At 68.4% G+C, this 16,913-nt stretch carries 13 protein-coding genes and 1 tRNA gene; 2 read left to right on the top strand and 12 right to left on the bottom strand.

Annotation, left to right across the window (positions count from 1 at the left end; translation table 11 throughout):
- Positions 1–62 precede the first annotated feature (62 nt).
- From MNQ95_RS12425 to thrS, 10 genes are all read right to left on the bottom strand, one after another.
- Complete coding sequence (locus tag MNQ95_RS12425; RefSeq protein WP_241953066.1) at positions 63–1,142, bottom strand: TraB/GumN family protein; 1,080 nt, start codon at positions 1,140–1,142, stop codon at positions 63–65.
- Between the two features lie 163 nt (positions 1,143–1,305).
- Positions 1,306–1,382 (bottom strand) — tRNA-Pro (locus tag MNQ95_RS12420).
- A gap of 86 nt (positions 1,383–1,468) precedes the next feature.
- Positions 1,469–1,825: a MerR family transcriptional regulator gene (locus MNQ95_RS12415; protein WP_028916088.1), complete on the bottom strand. Its 357-nt coding sequence runs from the start codon at positions 1,823–1,825 to the stop codon at positions 1,469–1,471.
- A complete protein-coding gene (locus MNQ95_RS12410; RefSeq protein WP_162408574.1) occupies positions 1,818–2,123 on the bottom strand; it encodes an integration host factor subunit alpha in 306 nt (101 codons plus the stop codon). Before MNQ95_RS12410 ends, MNQ95_RS12415 begins: the two co-directional genes overlap by 8 nt.
- A gap of 19 nt (positions 2,124–2,142) precedes the next feature.
- Positions 2,143–4,572 (bottom strand): phenylalanine--tRNA ligase subunit beta, encoded by a 2,430-nt coding sequence (gene pheT, locus MNQ95_RS12405; RefSeq protein ID WP_241953065.1) that lies wholly within the window; start codon positions 4,570–4,572, stop codon positions 2,143–2,145.
- Positions 4,573–4,647: 75 nt separating this feature from the next.
- Complete coding sequence (gene pheS / locus MNQ95_RS12400; RefSeq protein ID WP_241953064.1) at positions 4,648–5,673, bottom strand: phenylalanine--tRNA ligase subunit alpha; 1,026 nt, start codon at positions 5,671–5,673, stop codon at positions 4,648–4,650.
- Between the two features lie 103 nt (positions 5,674–5,776).
- Positions 5,777–6,136, bottom strand: a complete 360-nt coding sequence (rplT, locus tag MNQ95_RS12395) for a 50S ribosomal protein L20 (protein WP_162408571.1) — start codon at positions 6,134–6,136, stop codon at positions 5,777–5,779.
- Positions 6,137–6,149: 13 nt separating this feature from the next.
- Positions 6,150–6,347, bottom strand: coding sequence for a 50S ribosomal protein L35 (gene rpmI / locus MNQ95_RS12390; protein ID WP_010342861.1), 198 nt, complete (start codon positions 6,345–6,347; stop codon positions 6,150–6,152).
- A gap of 381 nt (positions 6,348–6,728) precedes the next feature.
- Positions 6,729–7,250, bottom strand: a complete 522-nt coding sequence (gene infC / locus MNQ95_RS12385; protein ID WP_162408951.1) for a translation initiation factor IF-3 — start codon at positions 7,248–7,250, stop codon at positions 6,729–6,731.
- A gap of 63 nt (positions 7,251–7,313) precedes the next feature.
- The gene (thrS, locus tag MNQ95_RS12380; protein ID WP_241953063.1) at positions 7,314–9,218 is read right to left on the bottom strand and encodes a threonine--tRNA ligase; all 1,905 of its coding nucleotides are present in this window, start codon (positions 9,216–9,218) and stop codon (positions 7,314–7,316) included.
- Positions 9,219–9,563: 345 nt separating this feature from the next.
- On the opposite strand from thrS, the gene MNQ95_RS12375 reads away from it, so the two are divergent.
- Positions 9,564–10,595 (top strand): LacI family DNA-binding transcriptional regulator, encoded by a 1,032-nt coding sequence (locus MNQ95_RS12375; RefSeq protein ID WP_162408569.1) that lies wholly within the window; start codon positions 9,564–9,566, stop codon positions 10,593–10,595.
- Between the two features lie 140 nt (positions 10,596–10,735).
- On the opposite strand, the gene MNQ95_RS12370 is transcribed toward MNQ95_RS12375, so the two are convergent.
- Together MNQ95_RS12370 and MNQ95_RS12365 are read right to left on the bottom strand one after the other, a co-directional pair.
- Positions 10,736–12,391, bottom strand: a complete 1,656-nt coding sequence (locus MNQ95_RS12370; RefSeq protein WP_241953062.1) for an alpha-amylase family glycosyl hydrolase — start codon at positions 12,389–12,391, stop codon at positions 10,736–10,738.
- Positions 12,388–13,872, bottom strand: a complete 1,485-nt coding sequence (locus tag MNQ95_RS12365) for an MFS transporter (RefSeq protein WP_241953061.1) — start codon at positions 13,870–13,872, stop codon at positions 12,388–12,390. Before MNQ95_RS12365 ends, MNQ95_RS12370 begins: the two co-directional genes overlap by 4 nt.
- Before the next feature lie 228 nt (positions 13,873–14,100).
- On the opposite strand from MNQ95_RS12365, the gene MNQ95_RS12360 reads away from it, so the two are divergent.
- The gene (locus MNQ95_RS12360) at positions 14,101–16,905 is read left to right on the top strand and encodes an alpha-1,6-glucosidase domain-containing protein (RefSeq protein ID WP_241953060.1); all 2,805 of its coding nucleotides are present in this window, start codon (positions 14,101–14,103) and stop codon (positions 16,903–16,905) included.
- Positions 16,906–16,913 lie beyond the last annotated feature (8 nt).

The raw sequence follows: 16,913 nt of genomic DNA, 5'->3' as shown, positions 1-16,913 counted from the left end.
GGATTCCAGCAAGAGAGCTGTGCGGCAAGCCCCGCTCCGCAAAGGGGGCAATGGTGCACGCTCTACAGGGGCGTTGGCGCAATCGCATCGGCCGGCGGCGCGTCCGCTGGCTCGTCGTCTTCGTACTCGTCCGGCGCCTCGACGCGGTAGCCGCGACGTTGCAGTTCCGCGAGGTAACCCCCGTCGCGCAGCAGCTCGTCGATCGACATCGTGGCGAAGGTCACCGGATGCGCGGCCACCGTCGCGTCCATCGTCGCCAGCCAGCTGTCGCGGATGCGTGCATCGATATCGACCAGCCCGCGCTTGCGCGCGGTCTCGGTGCGGGTCCAGGCCGACAGGCAGGCCAGCACCTGGTTGCGACCGCTGGGCATGGTCCGCAGCGCATCCAGGTCGCCCACCGCCCACGCATTGGCGCGCGCCACGATCTGCGGCAGGTCGCGTTCGATGATGTCCAGGGTTCCGCTGAAGCAGGCCAGGTCTTCGGGCTTGAGTCCTTCCTTGCGGAAGTCAGCGATCGCTTCGCGCGGGTCGTCGATCTTCAGCTTGAGCACGGCAGGCGTGCGTTCCAGTCCGCGCTCCTTCAACGCCTTGTCGATGACCGGCCCGACCACCCCGCCTTCGCGCAGGCCGTTGTCCTCGAGCGCCGCCTTGTACAGCTCGTAGACGGCGATCAGCGGGCGCTTCTTTTCCACGCCGCGATCGCGGCCGAGATAGCGCTGCTTGAGCACGCTCCAGCGTGCGTAGATCTCGGGAGGCAGCACCTCGTCGAGGGTTTCCCCGTCCGGATTCTTCATCGCCTTGAAGGCCGACGGCGCCAGGGTGAGGCCACGGAAGAAGCCGATGTCGGCGTTGATCGTCACCCCCGGCGGCCCGAGCACGGCACCGGCCTGCGCGAGCACTTCGCGTGTCTCGCTGGCTTGCCAGGTCATGCCCCGCGGCAGGGGCGACTGGGTCCCGAGGATGTACAGGGTGTGCCCGTTGCGCGTGGCCCGCCACATACCAGGCCCCGGCTGCGCACCGGTGACCACGACCGCATCCATGTCCACGACCGGCGTCTCCCCGGCGGCGGACTCCTGCGCCGCCACCGGCGTCGCGATCGCTAGCGGGAGGGACAACGCCAGCGCCATCATCCGTGCCGCCATGCCCGCATCCGTGTAGTTGAACGACCGGCCGAGCATACGCAGCGGCGACAGGTCGCGAAGCACCAGCGTGGCTGCTGCGCTGCGCCTGTTCAGGCCCGGTTCGCCAGTCCGGTGCACGCGCAAGAAAAAGCCCGCACTGGGCGGGCTCCTTCGCAACACGAATTGGTCGGGGTAGCCGGATTCGAACCGACGACCACCAGTCCCCCAGACTGGTGCGCTACCAGGCTGCGCTATACCCCGAAGCAGCTTTCCCGCCTAGACGGGCCGGCGATTATACCGGTTCGGCGCCGCCCGCGGCGAGGCCGCAATGGCGAAACCACGAATTCTCAGCGCCTGAGCAGCTGCAGTACTTCTTCCAGCTCCATGCGCACCTGGCGCACGATCTGGCTGCTCAGCGCGGACTCCTGCTTTGCCCCCTCGCCTTCCAGGCGCAGGCGCGCGCCGCCGATCGTATAGCCCTGTTCGTAAAGCAGGCCGCGGATCTGGCGCACCATGAGCACGTCGTGGCGCTGGTAGTAGCGGCGGTTGCCGCGGCGCTTGACCGGACTCAGGCTCGGAAACTCGGTTTCCCAGTAACGCAGCACGTGCGGCTTCACGTCGCACAGCTCGCTGACCTCGCCAATGGTGAAGTAGCGCTTGGCCGGGATCGGCGGAAGCTCGCGGTTGCTGCCGGGATCAAGCATGCGGCGCGGCTCCGGCGTAAGCCTCCACGCGCTCCTTCAGCTTCTGGCCGGGGCGGAAGGTGACCACGGTGCGCGCGGAGATCGGGATCTCCTCGCCGGTCTTCGGGTTGCGCCCGGGCCGCTGGTTCTTGCGGCGCAGGTCGAAGTTGCCGAAGCCCGACAATTTCACCTGCCGTCCGCCCTGCAGCGCCTCGCGCAACACCTCGAAGAACGCGTCGACGAATTCCTTCGCCTCGCGCTTGTTCAGGCCGACTTCGTCGAACAGACGCTCGGCCATCTCCGCCTTGGTCAATGCCATCCTGGATACATCCCCTGTTTCAGCCGCGGATCCTGGCAGCGTGGTCGCGGCCCAGCCGGGCCACCACCCGCTCCACCAGCGCATCCGCGTCCTGGTCGGTCAGAGTGCGCGCGTTGTCCTGCAAAATCAAGCCCATAGCCAGACTCTTGCAACCGGATTCCACGCCTGCCCCCTGGTATCGATCGAACAGCACCAGGTCGCGCAGGACCGGCCCGGCGGCCTCGCGGGCGCTGGCGGCCAAGGCCGCCCAGGGCACGTCGACGCCGACCACAAAGGCCAGGTCGCGACGCACGGGCGGGAAGCGCGACAACGCCTCGGCACGCGGCAGGGCACGCCGCTCGAGGGGCGCCAGGTCCAGTTCGAAGGCGACCACGTCCACGCCTAGGTCGAGCGCCTTCTGCAGGCGCGGATGAAGCTGGCCGATCCAGCCCAGCCGGACCTCGCTGGCGTCGCCGTCGGTGCGGTATACGTCCGCACTGCGTCCAGGGTGGCCGAAGGCCTCCGAAGAAGGGCGGAACTGCAGGGTCGCCCCGGACGCGGCGGCCAGCGATTCCAGGTCGCCCTTCATGTCATGGAAGTCGACCGGGCGCGCCGCGTGCCCCCATTGCTCGGCACCGGCGTCGCCACAGGCCACGGCGGCGATCCGCCGGGTCTCCACCGGCGCCGCTGCCGGGACGCCCGGAACACGCAGCGCCGGATCGGCTTCCGCGAAGGTTCGCCCCAGCTCGAACAGGCGCACGCGACCGGCCTGTCGCGAAACATTGCGCGCCAACGCATCGACCAGCCCAGGCAGCAACCGCGGCCGCATCACCGCCAGTTCGGCGCTCAGCGGGTTGGCCAGCGGCACGGTGGCCGCGGCGCTGTGCCACGCCTCCAGCAGATCAGCTTCGACGAAAGCGAAGCTCACCGCTTCCAGGTAATCGCGCGCGACCAGCTGGCGACGGATGTCGGTTTCCGCCAGTCGCGTCTCGCTCGGTGCGGCGATGCGCGCCGGCCCGCCCGGCACGGTGGTCGGGATCCGGTCGTAGCCGTGGATGCGGGCCAGTTCCTCGATCAGGTCTTCCTCGATGGCGATGTCGAAGCGCCGGCTCGGCGGCGTGACCTGCCAGCCGTCCCCGGCCGTAGCGACCTGCATGCCCAGCGCGCGCAGGATGCGTTCGATCTCGGCGTCGGCGATACCGATGCCGAGGACACGGGCCACGCGTGCGCGGCGCAGGCCGATGGTGCCCGTCCGCGGCAGGTGGTCCGCCAAGGTGGCCTCGGTCAGCGGCCCGGGCGTGCCCCCGGCGATGTCCAGGATCAGGCGCGTGGCGTACTCGACCGCCACGCGTGGCAGCTCCGGATCCACGCCGCGTTCGAAGCGGTGGCCGGCGTCGGTGTGCAGGCCGAGCCGGCGGCTGCGACCGATGATCGCCGAAGGGATCCAGTGCGCCGCCTCCAGGAATACGTTGCGGGTGGCATCGGTGACCTTGGTGTCCTCCCCGCCCATGATCCCGCCCAGCGCGACCGCGCGCTCCGCATGGCCGCCGCGGCTGTCGGCGACGACCAGGAACTCCGCGTCCAGCTCGGCCTCGCGACCGTCGAGCAGCTTCACCCGCTCGCCCGCGCGCGCCGGGCGCACGACGACCGGACCTTCGAGCGAGTCGCGGTCGAAGGCGTGCATCGGCTGCCCGAGCTCCAGCATCACGTACTGGGTGACGTCGACCAGGAAGCTGATCGGGCGCACGCCGGAGCGACGCAGCCGCTCGGCCATCCACGCCGGCGTGGGCACGGTGGCGTCCACTTCCCGGACCACCCGACCCGCGAAGCGCGGCACGCGCTCGCCCGCTTCCAGCAGTACTTCCATCGCCGAGGCGTCCTGCGCGGGGACCGGCGCGATGTCCAGCGGCACCACTTCGCTGGCCAGCGCGGCGGCGACGTCATAGGCGATGCCGCGGATGCTGAAGCAGTCCGCGCGATTGGGGGTCAGCTTGATCTCGATACTGGCGTCGGGCAGGCCGAGGTAGTCCGCCAGCGACGCACCGGCCGGTGCGTCAGCCGGCAACTCGAGCAGGCCGGACGCATCGGCATCCAGGCCCAGCTCCTTCGCCGAGCAGAGCATTCCGTTTGATTCGACGCCGCGCAGTTTCGCCGCCTTGATCGCGATGCCGCCCACGCTGGAGCCGACCATGGCCAGCGGCGCGACCAGCCCGGCGCGCGCATTGGGGGCGCCGCAGACAATCTGCAGCGGCTGTCCATCTCCGATATCGACCTGGCAGACCTGCAGGCGATCGGCCTCCGGGTGCTTCTCCGCCGCGACGATCCGCGCGACCACCACGCCGGCCAGGCCGTCACCGAGCGCGGTGACCTCTTCGACCTCCAGGCCGATCGCGGTCAGGGTCGCGGCCAGCCCGTCGCGGTTGGCCGAGGTCGGCACATGGCTGCGCAGCCAGTTTTCGGAGAATTTCATCGTTGATCGTGGTCCATGGTGCGGGCCTGGCCCGCCGTTGAAGTCGTTGGGTTGCGACGGTCCGGCGTAGTCGCCCTAGGCGAACTGGCGCAGGAAGCGCACGTCGTTCTCGAAGAACGCGCGCAGGTCGTTCACCCCGTAGCGCAGCATGGCGAACCGCTCCACGCCCAGGCCGAAAGCGAAGCCGGTGTAGCGCTCCGGGTCGATGCCGCAGTTGCGCAGCACGTTCGGGTGGACCATGCCGCATCCGAGCACCTCCAGCCAGCGCACGCTGCCGTCGGGCTGCTGCCAGGCGATGTCGACCTCGGCGCCCGGCTCGACGAACGGGAAATAGCTGGGGCGGAACCGCATCTGGAAGTCGCGCTCGAAGAACGCGCGCACGAACTCGGCCAGCGTCCCCTTGAGGTCGGCGAAGGTCGCGTGCTCGTCGATCAGCAGGCCCTCCACTTGGTGGAACATCGGCGAGTGGGTCTGGTCGCTGTCGCTGCGGTAGACCTTGCCCGCGGCGATCATCCGCAAGGGCGGGCCGCTGCCGTCGGCGACGGCCTGGTCCATGTAACGGACCTGCACGCCCGAGGTATGGGTGCGCAGCAGGCGCGCCACCCCGCTCGCGTCGGGCGGGAAGTAGAACGTGTCGTGCATGGCCCGCGCCGGATGGTGCGGCGGGAAATTCAGCGCCTCGAAGTTGTGCCAGTCGTCCTCGATTTCCGGACCGTCGGCCAGTTCGTAGCCCAGCCGACCGAAGATTTCCGCGATCCGCTCGAGCGTGCGCGAGACCGGATGGATGCCACCGCGTCCGGCATCGCGGCCGGGCAGGGTCACGTCCACCGATTCGCCGGCCAGTCGCGCATCGAGCGCCGCGTCCTCCAGCACCGCCTTGCGCCCGGCCAGCGCCTGGCCCACGGCATCGCGCACGCGGTTGATCGCCTCGCCTGCCGCCTTGCGCTCCTCGGCCGGCAGGGCACCGAGCTGTTTGAGCTGCGTGGTGATGCTGCCCTGCTTGCCCAGCAGGCCGACCCGCAGCCCCTCGAGTGCGTCGGGGTCGCGCGCCGCGGCGATGTCGGCCAGTGCGCGCGCGGACAGGGATTCGATTTCGCTCATGGATTTCCGGTCTCTGGAAAAACAAATGGGGAAGGACTTGCGCCCTTCCCCACGTGTCGGGCGGTGAACCGCCCGTATGCAGCAATTACGGTGGAGAGGCGGCTCAGGCCGCCAGGGCGCTCTTGGCCTTCTCGGCCAGCGCCGTAAACCCGGCCGCGTCGTGCACGGCGATATCCGCCAGCACCTTGCGATCCAGGGTGATCCCGGACTTGAGCAGGCCGTTCATGAAACGGCTGTAGCTCATGCCGTTGCTGCGAGCAGCCGCGTTGATGCGGGTGATCCACAGCGAGCGGAAATTGCGCTTCTTCTGCTTGCGGCCGATGTAGGCGTACTGCTGCGCCTTGATGACCGCCTGCTTGGCGACGCGGAAAACCTTGCGACGGGCGTTGTAATAGCCCTTGGCGAGGTTGAGGACCTTCTTGTGACGGCGGCGCGCCTGGACGCCACGCTTAACTCGTGCCATTTGTCAGTCCTCCTCAGAGATACGGAAGCATGCGGTCCAGACGGCCTGCATCCTCGGCGCGGACGTGGTTCGTCTGCCGCAGGTTGCGCTTCCGCTTGGTCGCTTTCTTGGTGAGGATGTGGCTACGGTTGGCGTGGCCGGCCTTGTACTTGCCGGAGGCGGTCTTGCGGAATCGCTTGGCCGCCGCCCGGTTGGTCTTGATCTTGGGCATTGCTATGTCCTTTTCAGATCTCTCACTGGCGCGGGCGGTGGCCTTGGCCACGCTTTCCATCCATGCCCACACCGGTCGGTAAGTCGTTGATTCCTTACGGAAACCCGACGGGTCCTGAAGCTGTTTCCAGCCCTCTCCGGCGAACCGGAGCCGCGCATTATGCCCGGCGCAGGTTTCCTTTGCAATTCAGGGGGTTCCGATGGCCCGCGAGGCGACCCTTCCTGTCGCGGACCGGGCCAGAAGGGCCAGGCGCCCGTTCCAGCAAAGGGTCAGGCACGCATCCACGCAATCAGCCAGGCACCTGTCGGCCGCGAGCCAAAAGCGAAGGGGCGCCATGGGCGCCCCTTCGGGATCCGGTCAGCGGCGCAAGCGCCGCCCCGGTCACCTCTTCTTCGGCGCGATCATCATCACCATCTGCCGGCCTTCCAGGCGCGGGCGCGACTCGATGACAATGTCTTCGCCCAGGTCGGCCTCGATCCGCGCGGCCATCTGCCGGCCCAGTTCCTGGTGGCTCATCTCGCGGCCACGGAAGCGGATGTTGACCTTGACCTTGTCGCCCTCTTCCAGGAAACGGCGCATGTTGCGCAGCTTGATCTGGTAGTCGCCCTCGTCCGTGACCGGACGGAACTTGAGCTCCTTGATCTCGACCTGCTTGGTCTTCTTTTTGGCCTCGTTGGCCTTCTTCTGCAGCTCGAACTTGAACTTGCCGAAGTCCATGATCTTGCAGACCGGCGGATCGGCGTTGGGCTGGATCTCGACGAGGTCGAGTGCTTCCTCTTCGGCCATGCGCAGCGCTTCATCGCGCGACAGCACGCCGATCATCTCGCCGTCGGACCCGATCACGCGCACGCGCGGGACGCGGATCTCGCCGTTCTTCCGGTTTTGTTTATCTGGGGTACTGATGTTTCGGTCTCCAGGGGTGGACTGGGCGGAGGGCCGGCGGGGGGCCGGCCACACCTTTTTCGGTTAAGCCAATTCCTGCGAACGCAGCATTTCGGCGAACGCGGACACCGACATTGTGCCCAAATCTTCCCCGGAACGCGTGCGCAATGCCACGGCGCCGTTCTCCTTCTCGCGGTCACCGACCACCAGCAGGTACGGCACCCGCTGCAGCGTGTGCTCGCGGATCTTAAAGCCGATCTTCTCGTTGCGCAAATCGGCTTCGACCCTGAACCCTTGATTCGAAAGGGTTTTCTGGACTTCAGCCACGTATTCAGCCTGGGCGTCGGTGATGTTCATGACCACGGCCTGGACCGGGGCCAGCCACGCCGGGAAGGAACCGGCGTGGTGCTCGATCAGGATGCCCAGGAACCGCTCCATGGATCCCACGATCGCGCGGTGCAGCATGACCGGGTGGCGGCGCTGGCTGTTCTCGTCCACGTACTCGGCGCCCAGGCGGGCGGGCATCATGAAGTCCACCTGCATGGTGCCCAGCTGCCAGGTCCGGCCGATGGCGTCCTTGAGGTGGTATTCGATCTTGGGGCCGTAGAAGGCACCCTCGCCCGGCAACTCCTGCCATTCCACGCCCGAGGCGCGCAACGCGGAACGCAACGCGTCTTCGGCCTTGTCCCACGTGGCGTCGTCGCCCAGGCGCGAATCCGGGCGCAGGGCGATCTTGATCTGGATGTCCTGGAAACCGAAATCCGCGTAGACCTTCAGCGCCTGCTCGTGGAACGCGCGGACTTCGGACTCGACCTGGTTCTCGGTGCAGAAAATGTGGCCGTCGTCCTGGGTGAAGCCACGCACGCGAAGGATGCCGTGCAGCGCGCCGGAAGGCTCGTTGCGGTGGCAGGCGCCGAACTCGCCGTAGCGGATCGGCAGGTCGCGATAGCTGTGCAGGCCCTGGTTGAACACCTGGACATGGCCCGGGCAGTTCATCGGCTTGACCGCGTACGTGCGCTTCTCCGACTCGGTGAAGAACATGTTGTCCTTGTAGTTGTCCCAGTGGCCGGACTTCTGCCACAGCGACACGTCCAGGATCTGCGGGCAGCGCACCTCGCCATAGCCTGTCTGGCGGTAGACGCGGCGCATGTACTGCTCCACCACCTGCCACACCGACCAGCCCTTGGGATGCCAGAACACCAGGCCCGGCGCTTCCTCCTGCAGGTGGAACAGGTTCTGCTGCTTGCCGATGCGGCGATGGTCGCGCTTCTCGGCCTCCTCGATCCGCTGGATGTAGGCCTTGAGCTGCTTCTCATCGGCCCAGGCCGTCCCGTAGATGCGCTGCAGCTGTTCGTTCTTGGCGTCGCCGCGCCAGTACGCGCCGGATGTGCGGGTCAGCTTGAACGCCTTCAGGAAGCGCGTATTGGGCACGTGCGGGCCGCGGCACATGTCCACGTATTCCTGGTGGTAGTACAGGCCCATCGCCTTGACGTCGTCGGGCATGTCCTCGATCAGGCGCAGCTTGTAGTCCTCGCCGCGGGCCCTGAACACCTCCACCACTTCCGCGCGCGGGGTCACCTTCTTGATGACGTCGTAGTCCTGGGCGATCAGCTCGCGCATGCGCGCCTCGATCGCGACCAGGTCGTCCGGCGTGAACGGGCGCTCGCTGTGGATGTCGTAGTAGAAGCCCTCGGCGATCACCGGGCCGATCACCATCTTCGCGTCCGGGTACAGCTGCTTGACCGCGTGGCCGACCAGGTGGGCGCAGGAGTGGCGGATGATCTCCACGCCCTCCTCGTCCTTGGGGGTGATGATGCGCAGCGTCGCATCGTGCTCGATGACGTCGCCGGCATCGACCAGGCGGCCGTCGACCTGCCCGGCCACGGTGGCCTTGGCCAGCCCGGCGCCGATCGACTGGGCGACCTGGAGCACGGAGACGGGGGCATCGAACTCGCGGCGGCTGCCGTCGGGAAGCGTGATCGTGATCATGGGGAACGGTTTGGCCTTCTTCGCAGCCGGCCGGGGCCGGCGCTGTTGCATTGGATGTCCGCACGGGGTGCGGGCGCTTCGCCCTCGGGCAGGCAAAATAAAAGCGCCACGAAGGCGCCTGCGGATCGCGGTGCCCCGGTGGCCTTCAGCGTTGGGCGGTGGTAGTGCTCATGTCGCACGCTCGGCCGGCGTTGCCGCAAGCCACCCTGTGATCAGGTCGCCGGCGCGATGCCGGCGGCTTGTGGGAATTCTAGCCCAGTCGCGCCGGGATGGCGCAAACCGGGCCACGGCCACATGGCATCATGCGCACCTGCACCACGCATACCGGCCCGGAGGGGGCCCGGCATGACCATCAAGGGCAAGGCGACCTCGCTCGACATCGCCCACCTGGCCGGGGTCTCCCAGCCCACGGTGTCGCGTGCGCTGCGCGGCAGCCCGTCGGTCAACCCGGAGACGCGGCAGAAGATCCTCGCCATCGCCCGCGAGCTCAATTACAAGGTCGACAAGAACGCCTCCAACCTTCGCTGCCAGCAGTCCGGCACGCTGGCCCTGCTGTTCTTCGAGGACCCCACCCCCGACGATTCGCTGATCAACCCGTTCTTCCACTCGATGCTGGGCTCGATCACCCGCGCCTGCGCCCTGCGCGGCTTCGACCTGCTGGTGTCCTTCCAGCAGCTCTCGACGAACTGGCATGCCGACTTCGAGGACAGCCACAAGGCCGACGGGCTGATCCTGCTCGGCTATGGCGATTACCTAGAAGCGGAATCCAAGCTGCAGCGACTGGTCGAACAGGGCACTCATTTCGTGCGCTGGGGCGCTGCGCTGCCCGGCGAACCGGGGGTGTCGATCGGCTGCGACAACTTCCAGGGCGGGTACGACATCACGTCCCACCTGCTAGCGCAGGGGCGGCGGCGGATCGCGTTCCTGGGCCATGCCTCCGACCACTACCCGGAGTTCTTCGAGCGCTATCGCGGATATGCGGCGGCGCTGGACGAGGCCGGCCTGGAGCCCGAGGCGCTGCTGCAGGTCGACGCGATCACCACCGAGCAGTCCGGCCACGAGGCCGCGAGGACGCTGCTGGGATCGGGCGCGCGGTTCGACGCCCTGTTCGCGGCCAGCGACCTGATCGCGCTGGGCGCGATGAACGGCCTGCGCGAGCACGGCCTGCGCGTACCGGAAGACGTGGCGCTCGCGGGCTTCGACGACATCGCCATGGCCAGTTTCGTGCAGCCGGGCCTGTCAACCGTGCAGCAGGACACCAAGCAGGCCGGCGAAGTGCTGGTGGACAGCCTGATCCGCCTGATCCAGGGCGAGTCGCTGGAGAGCAGGACCCTGCCGGTGAAGCTGGTCCTGCGCGGCTCCACCAGCGCGGGCTGAGCACCCGGCCCGGTGGACGGGCGGTTCGCGGAGTCGGTCTCCGGCCGTTATCGGCCGCACAGGCGGAAGCACAACACGAACCCCGCTTTGCAAAGCGGTAGCGCGCTACATGGAGCCGGGCTTGCCCGGCCTGCAGCCAATCAATGCGCCATCACACCCGACAGGCGCGCGCGCAGGTCGGGCCGGGTCAGCGGCTGGTCGAAGAAGAACACGCGTACACCATGCGCCGGTACCTCGGCGCGCAACTGCCTGCGGACTTCCTGCGTCGCGCCGCTGAAACCGTCGCGCCAGCGACCGGGCTGGAGGTAGTCGGACACTGCCATCGATTGCGGCCGGTCACCCTTGTTCAGCAGCACCAGGGCGGTCTGGTTGACGCCGCCCCGCTGGTAGACCCGATAGAACGCCGCCACGTCACCCGACAGCTCGACGTCGAGCTGCAGGCCACGCTGCAACGCCGGCGACTCCCGCCGCAGGCTGGCGATGCGCTTCAGGTTGCGATGGATGTCGCTGGAGGGCGCGGCATCGACCCGCGCCTGGCCGAAGTAGCTGCGGTTGCCACCATGCTCGGCCTGGCCGCGCATGAAGCCGGTTTCCGAACCGTAGTACACGACCGGGATGCCGCGCACGGTGAACAGCCAGTTGTGCGCGTCGATGAAGCCGGCATCGTCGGCATCGAGGCGGCGCATGTCGTGGTTGTCGTAGAAGGTCGCCAGGTCGTAGACATTGGCGTAAGGCGCGTGCTCCAGCTGCAGCGCCGGAGCCATGCGCTCGAAGCCGGCGCCCTTGCGGCCGAACACCTCGTCCATCGCCTGCTTCATCGGGAAATCGAGCACGCTGATGCCGCCGTTCTCGGCCAGGGTGAACGGGGCGATCTTCGCCGCGTCGTAGTCGAAGGCCTCGCCGAACATGTACATGCCCGGATGCTCGGCACGGATGCGATCGGAGAACGCCTTCCAGAACGAGAGCGGCTGGTGGCGGATGGTGTCGATGCGCAGCGCGTCCACGCCCTGCCCGATCCACTGCAGGTAGGCGCCGACCAGGTAGTCCATCACCGCCGGGTTGTCGGCATCGAGATCGGACAGCTGGGCCAGGTCCGGCTGGGTGTTGTAGAACGCGTGCAGCGGGTTGCGCGCCGGGTCCAGCTTGCCTGGCGGCAGGTTCTGGTGGTCGGCGACCAGCGTGCCGTTGCCATCGAACAGCTGGCCGAACTGCGGCTGCGCCACCGGCATGGTCCAGGCCGGCGAGCCGTGGTTGCCCACGATGTCGAGCACCGTCTTCAGCCCGTGTGCGCGCAGCCCCGCGGTGAGCCCCCCGAAATCCAGGCCTTCGCTGGGCAGGTGCTCGTCCAGGCGGTAGAAGTTGACGCCCCAGTAGCCGTGGAAGCCGGTCTTGCCGCGATCGGTGAGGAAGCCGTCGCAGGTCACCTTGTCGCCACCCGTGAAGGCCTCGTCGGGGTTGTCGACGATCGGCGTGAGCCAGACCGCGGTGAAGCCCAGGTCGTGGATGTAGGCGGCGTTGTCGAGCAGGCCGCGGAAGTCGCCGCCGAGGTACCCGATGTTTCCGACCTGGCCGTCGCAGGGCGACAACGGGATGTCGAAAGTCCGCAGCTCCGGATGGGAGCGGGCGCCGCCCTGGTCGCGGTGGTCGTTGGCCGGATCGCCGTTGACGAAGCGATCGGTCATGACGAAGTAGACCGCTTCCTGCGCGAACGGCTCCAGCGTGCCGTAGTACTCGTCAGATGCAATCGCCGAACCGGCGAGCACTAGGCCCGATGCGAGGGCGAGGGAACGGATCATGCCCTGGCCTCCTGCGCGACCAGGCTAGGCACGGCCAGCACGCTCAATCCGGCGACCAGCAGGCTCGCTCCGCCCAGCACCAGCGCCCACAACGGCTCCCCGCCGAACAGCGACTTCAGCAGGAAGCCGAGCAGGCTGGCCGCGACCAGCTGCGGGATGACGATGAAGAAATTGAAGATGCCCATGTACACGCCCATCTTGGTCGCCGGCAGGCTGTCGGACAGCATCGCGTAGGGCAGCGACAGGATCGAGGCCCAGGCGAAGCCCACGCCGACCATCGACAGCAGCAGCCACTGCGGGTCGCGCACCAGCAGGAACGAGAGCAGGCCGGCCGCGCCCAGCCACAGGTTGACCAGGTGGGTCAGGCGCAGGCCGAGCGCGCGCGCCATCCACGGGATCGCGATGGCCGCCAGCGCGGCGAACCCGTTGTAGGCGGCGAACAGGACGCCCACCCAGTTGGCGCCTTCGTTGTAGGCGGCCGAGGTCGGATCGCTGCTGCCGAAGTGCGTGCCGGCCACCGCGGCGGTGGTGTAGATCCACATCGCGAACAGGGCGAACCAGGAGAAGAACTGCACGACCGCGAGCCGGCGCATGGTCTGCGGCATCGCCCGCACATCCGCCACGATCGTAGGCAGCATGCCGCCCGCCGGCAGTACGCGCGACAGCAGCAACAGCGCGCCGTAGGCGACCAGCATGCCGGCCAGCACGTACAGCATCCGGTCCCAGCCCTGTACTGCGATCACCGCGGCCATGGCCAGGCCCGCCAGCGACCAGGCCAGTGCCGCGATGGCCGGGGCCTTGCCTGCCGGCGGTGCGGTCGTCGGCGCCGATGGCGCCTCCTCGAACGATGCCAGCACTTCCGGCGGGTACTCGCGCGTGCGCAGCACGGTCCAGGCGATCGCGGCGAACAGCACCACGCCGCCGAAATAGAAGGCATAGCGCACCGTGTCGGGCACTTCCCCTGCTCCGGCGGTGTTGGCGACGCCCGCCTTGGCCAGCAGCCAGGGCAGCAGGCTCGCGACGATCGCGCCCACGCCGATGAAGAAGCTCTGCATCGCATAGCCGCCGGCGCGCTGCGACGGCGGCAGCTGGTCGCCGACGAACGCGCGGAACGGTTCCATCGAAATGTTGATCGATGCGTCCAGGATCCAGAGCGTGCCGGCCGCGATCCACAGGGTCGGCGAGTTGGGCATGACGAACAGCGCCAGCGTGGCCAGCACCGCGCCGGCCAGGAAGTACGGGCGCCGGCGACCCAGGCGCGTCCAGGTGCGGTCGGAGAAGTAGCCCACCACCGGCTGCACCAGCAGGCCGGTCAGCGGTGCGGCGATCCACAGGCCGGGCACCTGGTCCATGTCCGCGCCCAGGGTCTGGAAGATGCGGCTGACATTGGCGTTCTGCAGGGCGAATCCGAACTGGATGCCCAAGAAGCCGAAACACATGTTCCAGATCTGCCAGAACGACAGGCGCGGTCTGCTTTCCATCAAGCGGTTCCCCCCTCCGGGAATCACGGATGCGATGTGATGGCACGCGCAGGATGGCGCGACGCCGCAGCCATGGTAGAGGCCCCGCAGCGACGGCGCCCAGCTGGTGCATACGTATTCATGCCTCGAAGGGTGGCCGTGGCGCACGGTCTGCGTGAATAGTGAAAGACCGCGCGATGCGCGGTCCGTGCTGGCCGCGGACGACACATGGATGCCTGGGAGGGCAGGATGCGACATCGGACACGCGACGGCGAAGGCCGCCGCGTCCCAGATCGCGTCGGGCATATCGCACGACGCTGGCTGGTGGCCCTCTGGCTGCCGGCCGCTGCCGTGGCCGCCAACCCCATTGCCGCACAGCCCCTGGGCGATTGCGATGCCGGCTACGAGACGGTGTTGTCGACCGACAGCGGCGCACCCGCCGAAGCGCGTGGCATCTGGCTCGACCGGCGCACTTTGCGCTGGCCCGATGCCGGGCGCCCGGTCGATTCCTCGCATCGATATGTCCTGTATCACGCCGACGGTGGCGGCATCCGCGCTGCCGCAGGTCGCAAGGTCGAGGGCGCCGATGGTGCGGTAGCACTCCGCATCCTGGATGCGGACGCGTCACTGCCCGAGGCGGCCCTCCCGCGCTTCGCCCACGTTGGCCGAGGCATCACACTCACCATGGACCTGGACGACGACGCCCTGCGCGGCCTGCTGCGCCAGGCGCTGGTGCTGGTGCAGGAGGACCGCGCCGGACGCGTGCTGCAGGCCACTGGATTGCAGCATCCCGGTGCGCTCGACGACCTGTACGCGGCAGCGATCGAGGCACCGGCCCTGGGTGCGCACCCCTCCCCTTCGGCAACGGCGTTCCGGCTCTGGGCGCCGACGGCGCGCACCGTTTCGGTCTGCCTGTACACCGACGACAGGCAACGCGCGTACAAGCGCGAGCAGCTGCGCCTGGATCCGGCCACCGGCCTGTGGTCGGCGACGCTGCCCAGCGACCTGCGTGGCCGCTATTACGACTACCTGGTCGACGTCCAGGTGCGTGGCACCGGCCAGGTGCGCAATCGCGTCACCGACCCGTACTCGGTCAGCCTGGGCAGCGATTCGCGGCGCAGCTTCATTGCCGACCTGGACGATCCGGCGCTCAAGCCCGCCGGATGGGAGGCAACGCCGCGACCGGCGCCGCTGCGCGCGCAGACCGAAATGTCGATCTACGAATTGCACGTGCGCGACTTCTCGATCGGCGACACGATGGTCGCCCCCGCGCACCGCGGCAAGTATCTGGCCTTCACCGGAGACAGCGCCGGGATGGCCCACCTGCGCGCACTGGCGCAGGCTGGACTGACCGACCTGCACCTGCTGCCGGTGTACGACTTCGGCAGCGTGCCCGAAACCGGCTGCGTCATTCCGAAGGTCCCCGACGCCGCCGCGGACAGTCCCCGCCAGCAGGCCGCGGTGATGGCCCACGCTGCCGCCGACTGCTTCAACTGGGGCTACGACCCGTTCCATTTCAACGCACCCGAAGGCAGCTACGCCACCGATCCGTCCGACGGCGGCGCGCGCGTGCGCGAATTCCGCGCGATGGTGATGGCGCTGCACCAGCTCGGCCTGCGGGTGGGCATGGACGTGGTCTACAACCACACCTTCGCCGCCGGACAGGACCAGCGCTCGGTGCTGGACCGGATCGTGCCCGGCTACTACCACCGCCTCGATGCAGCCGGCCGGATCGAACGCAGCACCTGCTGCGAGAACACCGCCACCGAGCACATGATGATGGCGCGGCTGATGATCGACTCGGCCGAACTGTGGGTGCGCCAGTACCGGATCGATTCGTTCCGCTTCGACCTGATGGGGCACCAGCCGCGCGCGGCGATGGAAGCGCTGCAACGTCGCGTGGATGCCGCCGCCGGGCGCCACGTGCAGCTGATCGGCGAGGGCTGGAACTTCGGCGAGGTCGCTGACGGCGCACGCTTCGTCCAGGCCTCGCAGCTGTCGCTGGGCGGCAGCGGCATCGGCACCTTCAGCGATCGCGGCCGCGACGCGCTGCGTGGCGGCAGTCCGGGCGACAGCGGCGCCGACAAGGTCGCCCGCCAGGGCTATCTCAACGGCCTGGTCTACGCGCCCAACGAGCTGGCCGATCCGGCACTGGGCCGCACCGACCTGCTGCGCAGCGCCGACCTGGTGCGCGTCGGCCTGGCCGGTACGCTGCGCGACTACGTGCTCACCACCGCCGACGGCAGTGCGCGCCCGCTGCGCGACATCGACTACAACGGCCAGCCGGCCGGCTATGCCAGCGCGCCGGGGGAAGTCGTCAACTACGTCGAGAACCACGACAACGAGACCCTGTTCGACCTCAACGCCTTCCGCCTGCCGCGCGGTACCTCCGCCCACGACCGCGCGCGGGTGCAGGTGCTGGGCATGGCGTTCACCGCGTTGAGCCAGGGCGTGGCGTACTTCCATGCGGGCATCGACACGCTGCGCTCCAAGTCCATGGACCGCAACAGCTTCGACTCGGGCGACTGGTTCAACCGGCTGGACTGGACATACGGCGACAACCACTTCGGCACCGGCCTGCCGCCAGCCAGCGGCAACGAAGCCAGCTGGCCCTGGATCGCGCCACGTCTGGCGGATGCATCGATCCGATCGGCGCCGGCGGACATCGCTTTCGCCCGCGACGCGCTGCGCGACCTGCTGGAGATCCGCACCAGCTCGTCGCTGTTCCGCCTCGACGAGGCGGCCGATGTTGCCAGCCGCCTGAGCTTTCCCAACACCGGCCCGGCGCAGAACGCGCTGGTGATCGCCGGGCACCTGGATGGCCAAGGCCTGGCCGACGGCGGATTCGACGAGATCCTGTACCTGCTCAATGTCTCGCCGCAGGCGCAGGTGCTCGACCTGCCCACCGAACGCGGCAAGCGCTACACGCTGCATCCGATGCACCTGTCCGCCGATGCGGCCGACACGCGCCCTCGCGAACAGTCCCGCTTCGATGCCGCACGTGGCCGCTTCACCGTGCCGCCGCGCACCGCCCTCGTCTACGTCCTGGAGTGAGGACCGCC

The sequence above is a fragment of the Pseudoxanthomonas daejeonensis genome, from assembly GCF_022637495.1.
GTDB lineage: Bacteria > Pseudomonadota > Gammaproteobacteria > Xanthomonadales > Xanthomonadaceae > Pseudoxanthomonas > Pseudoxanthomonas daejeonensis.
Note: the sequence above shows the minus strand (reverse complement) of the source record. Positions and strands in the feature narration are given on the sequence as shown.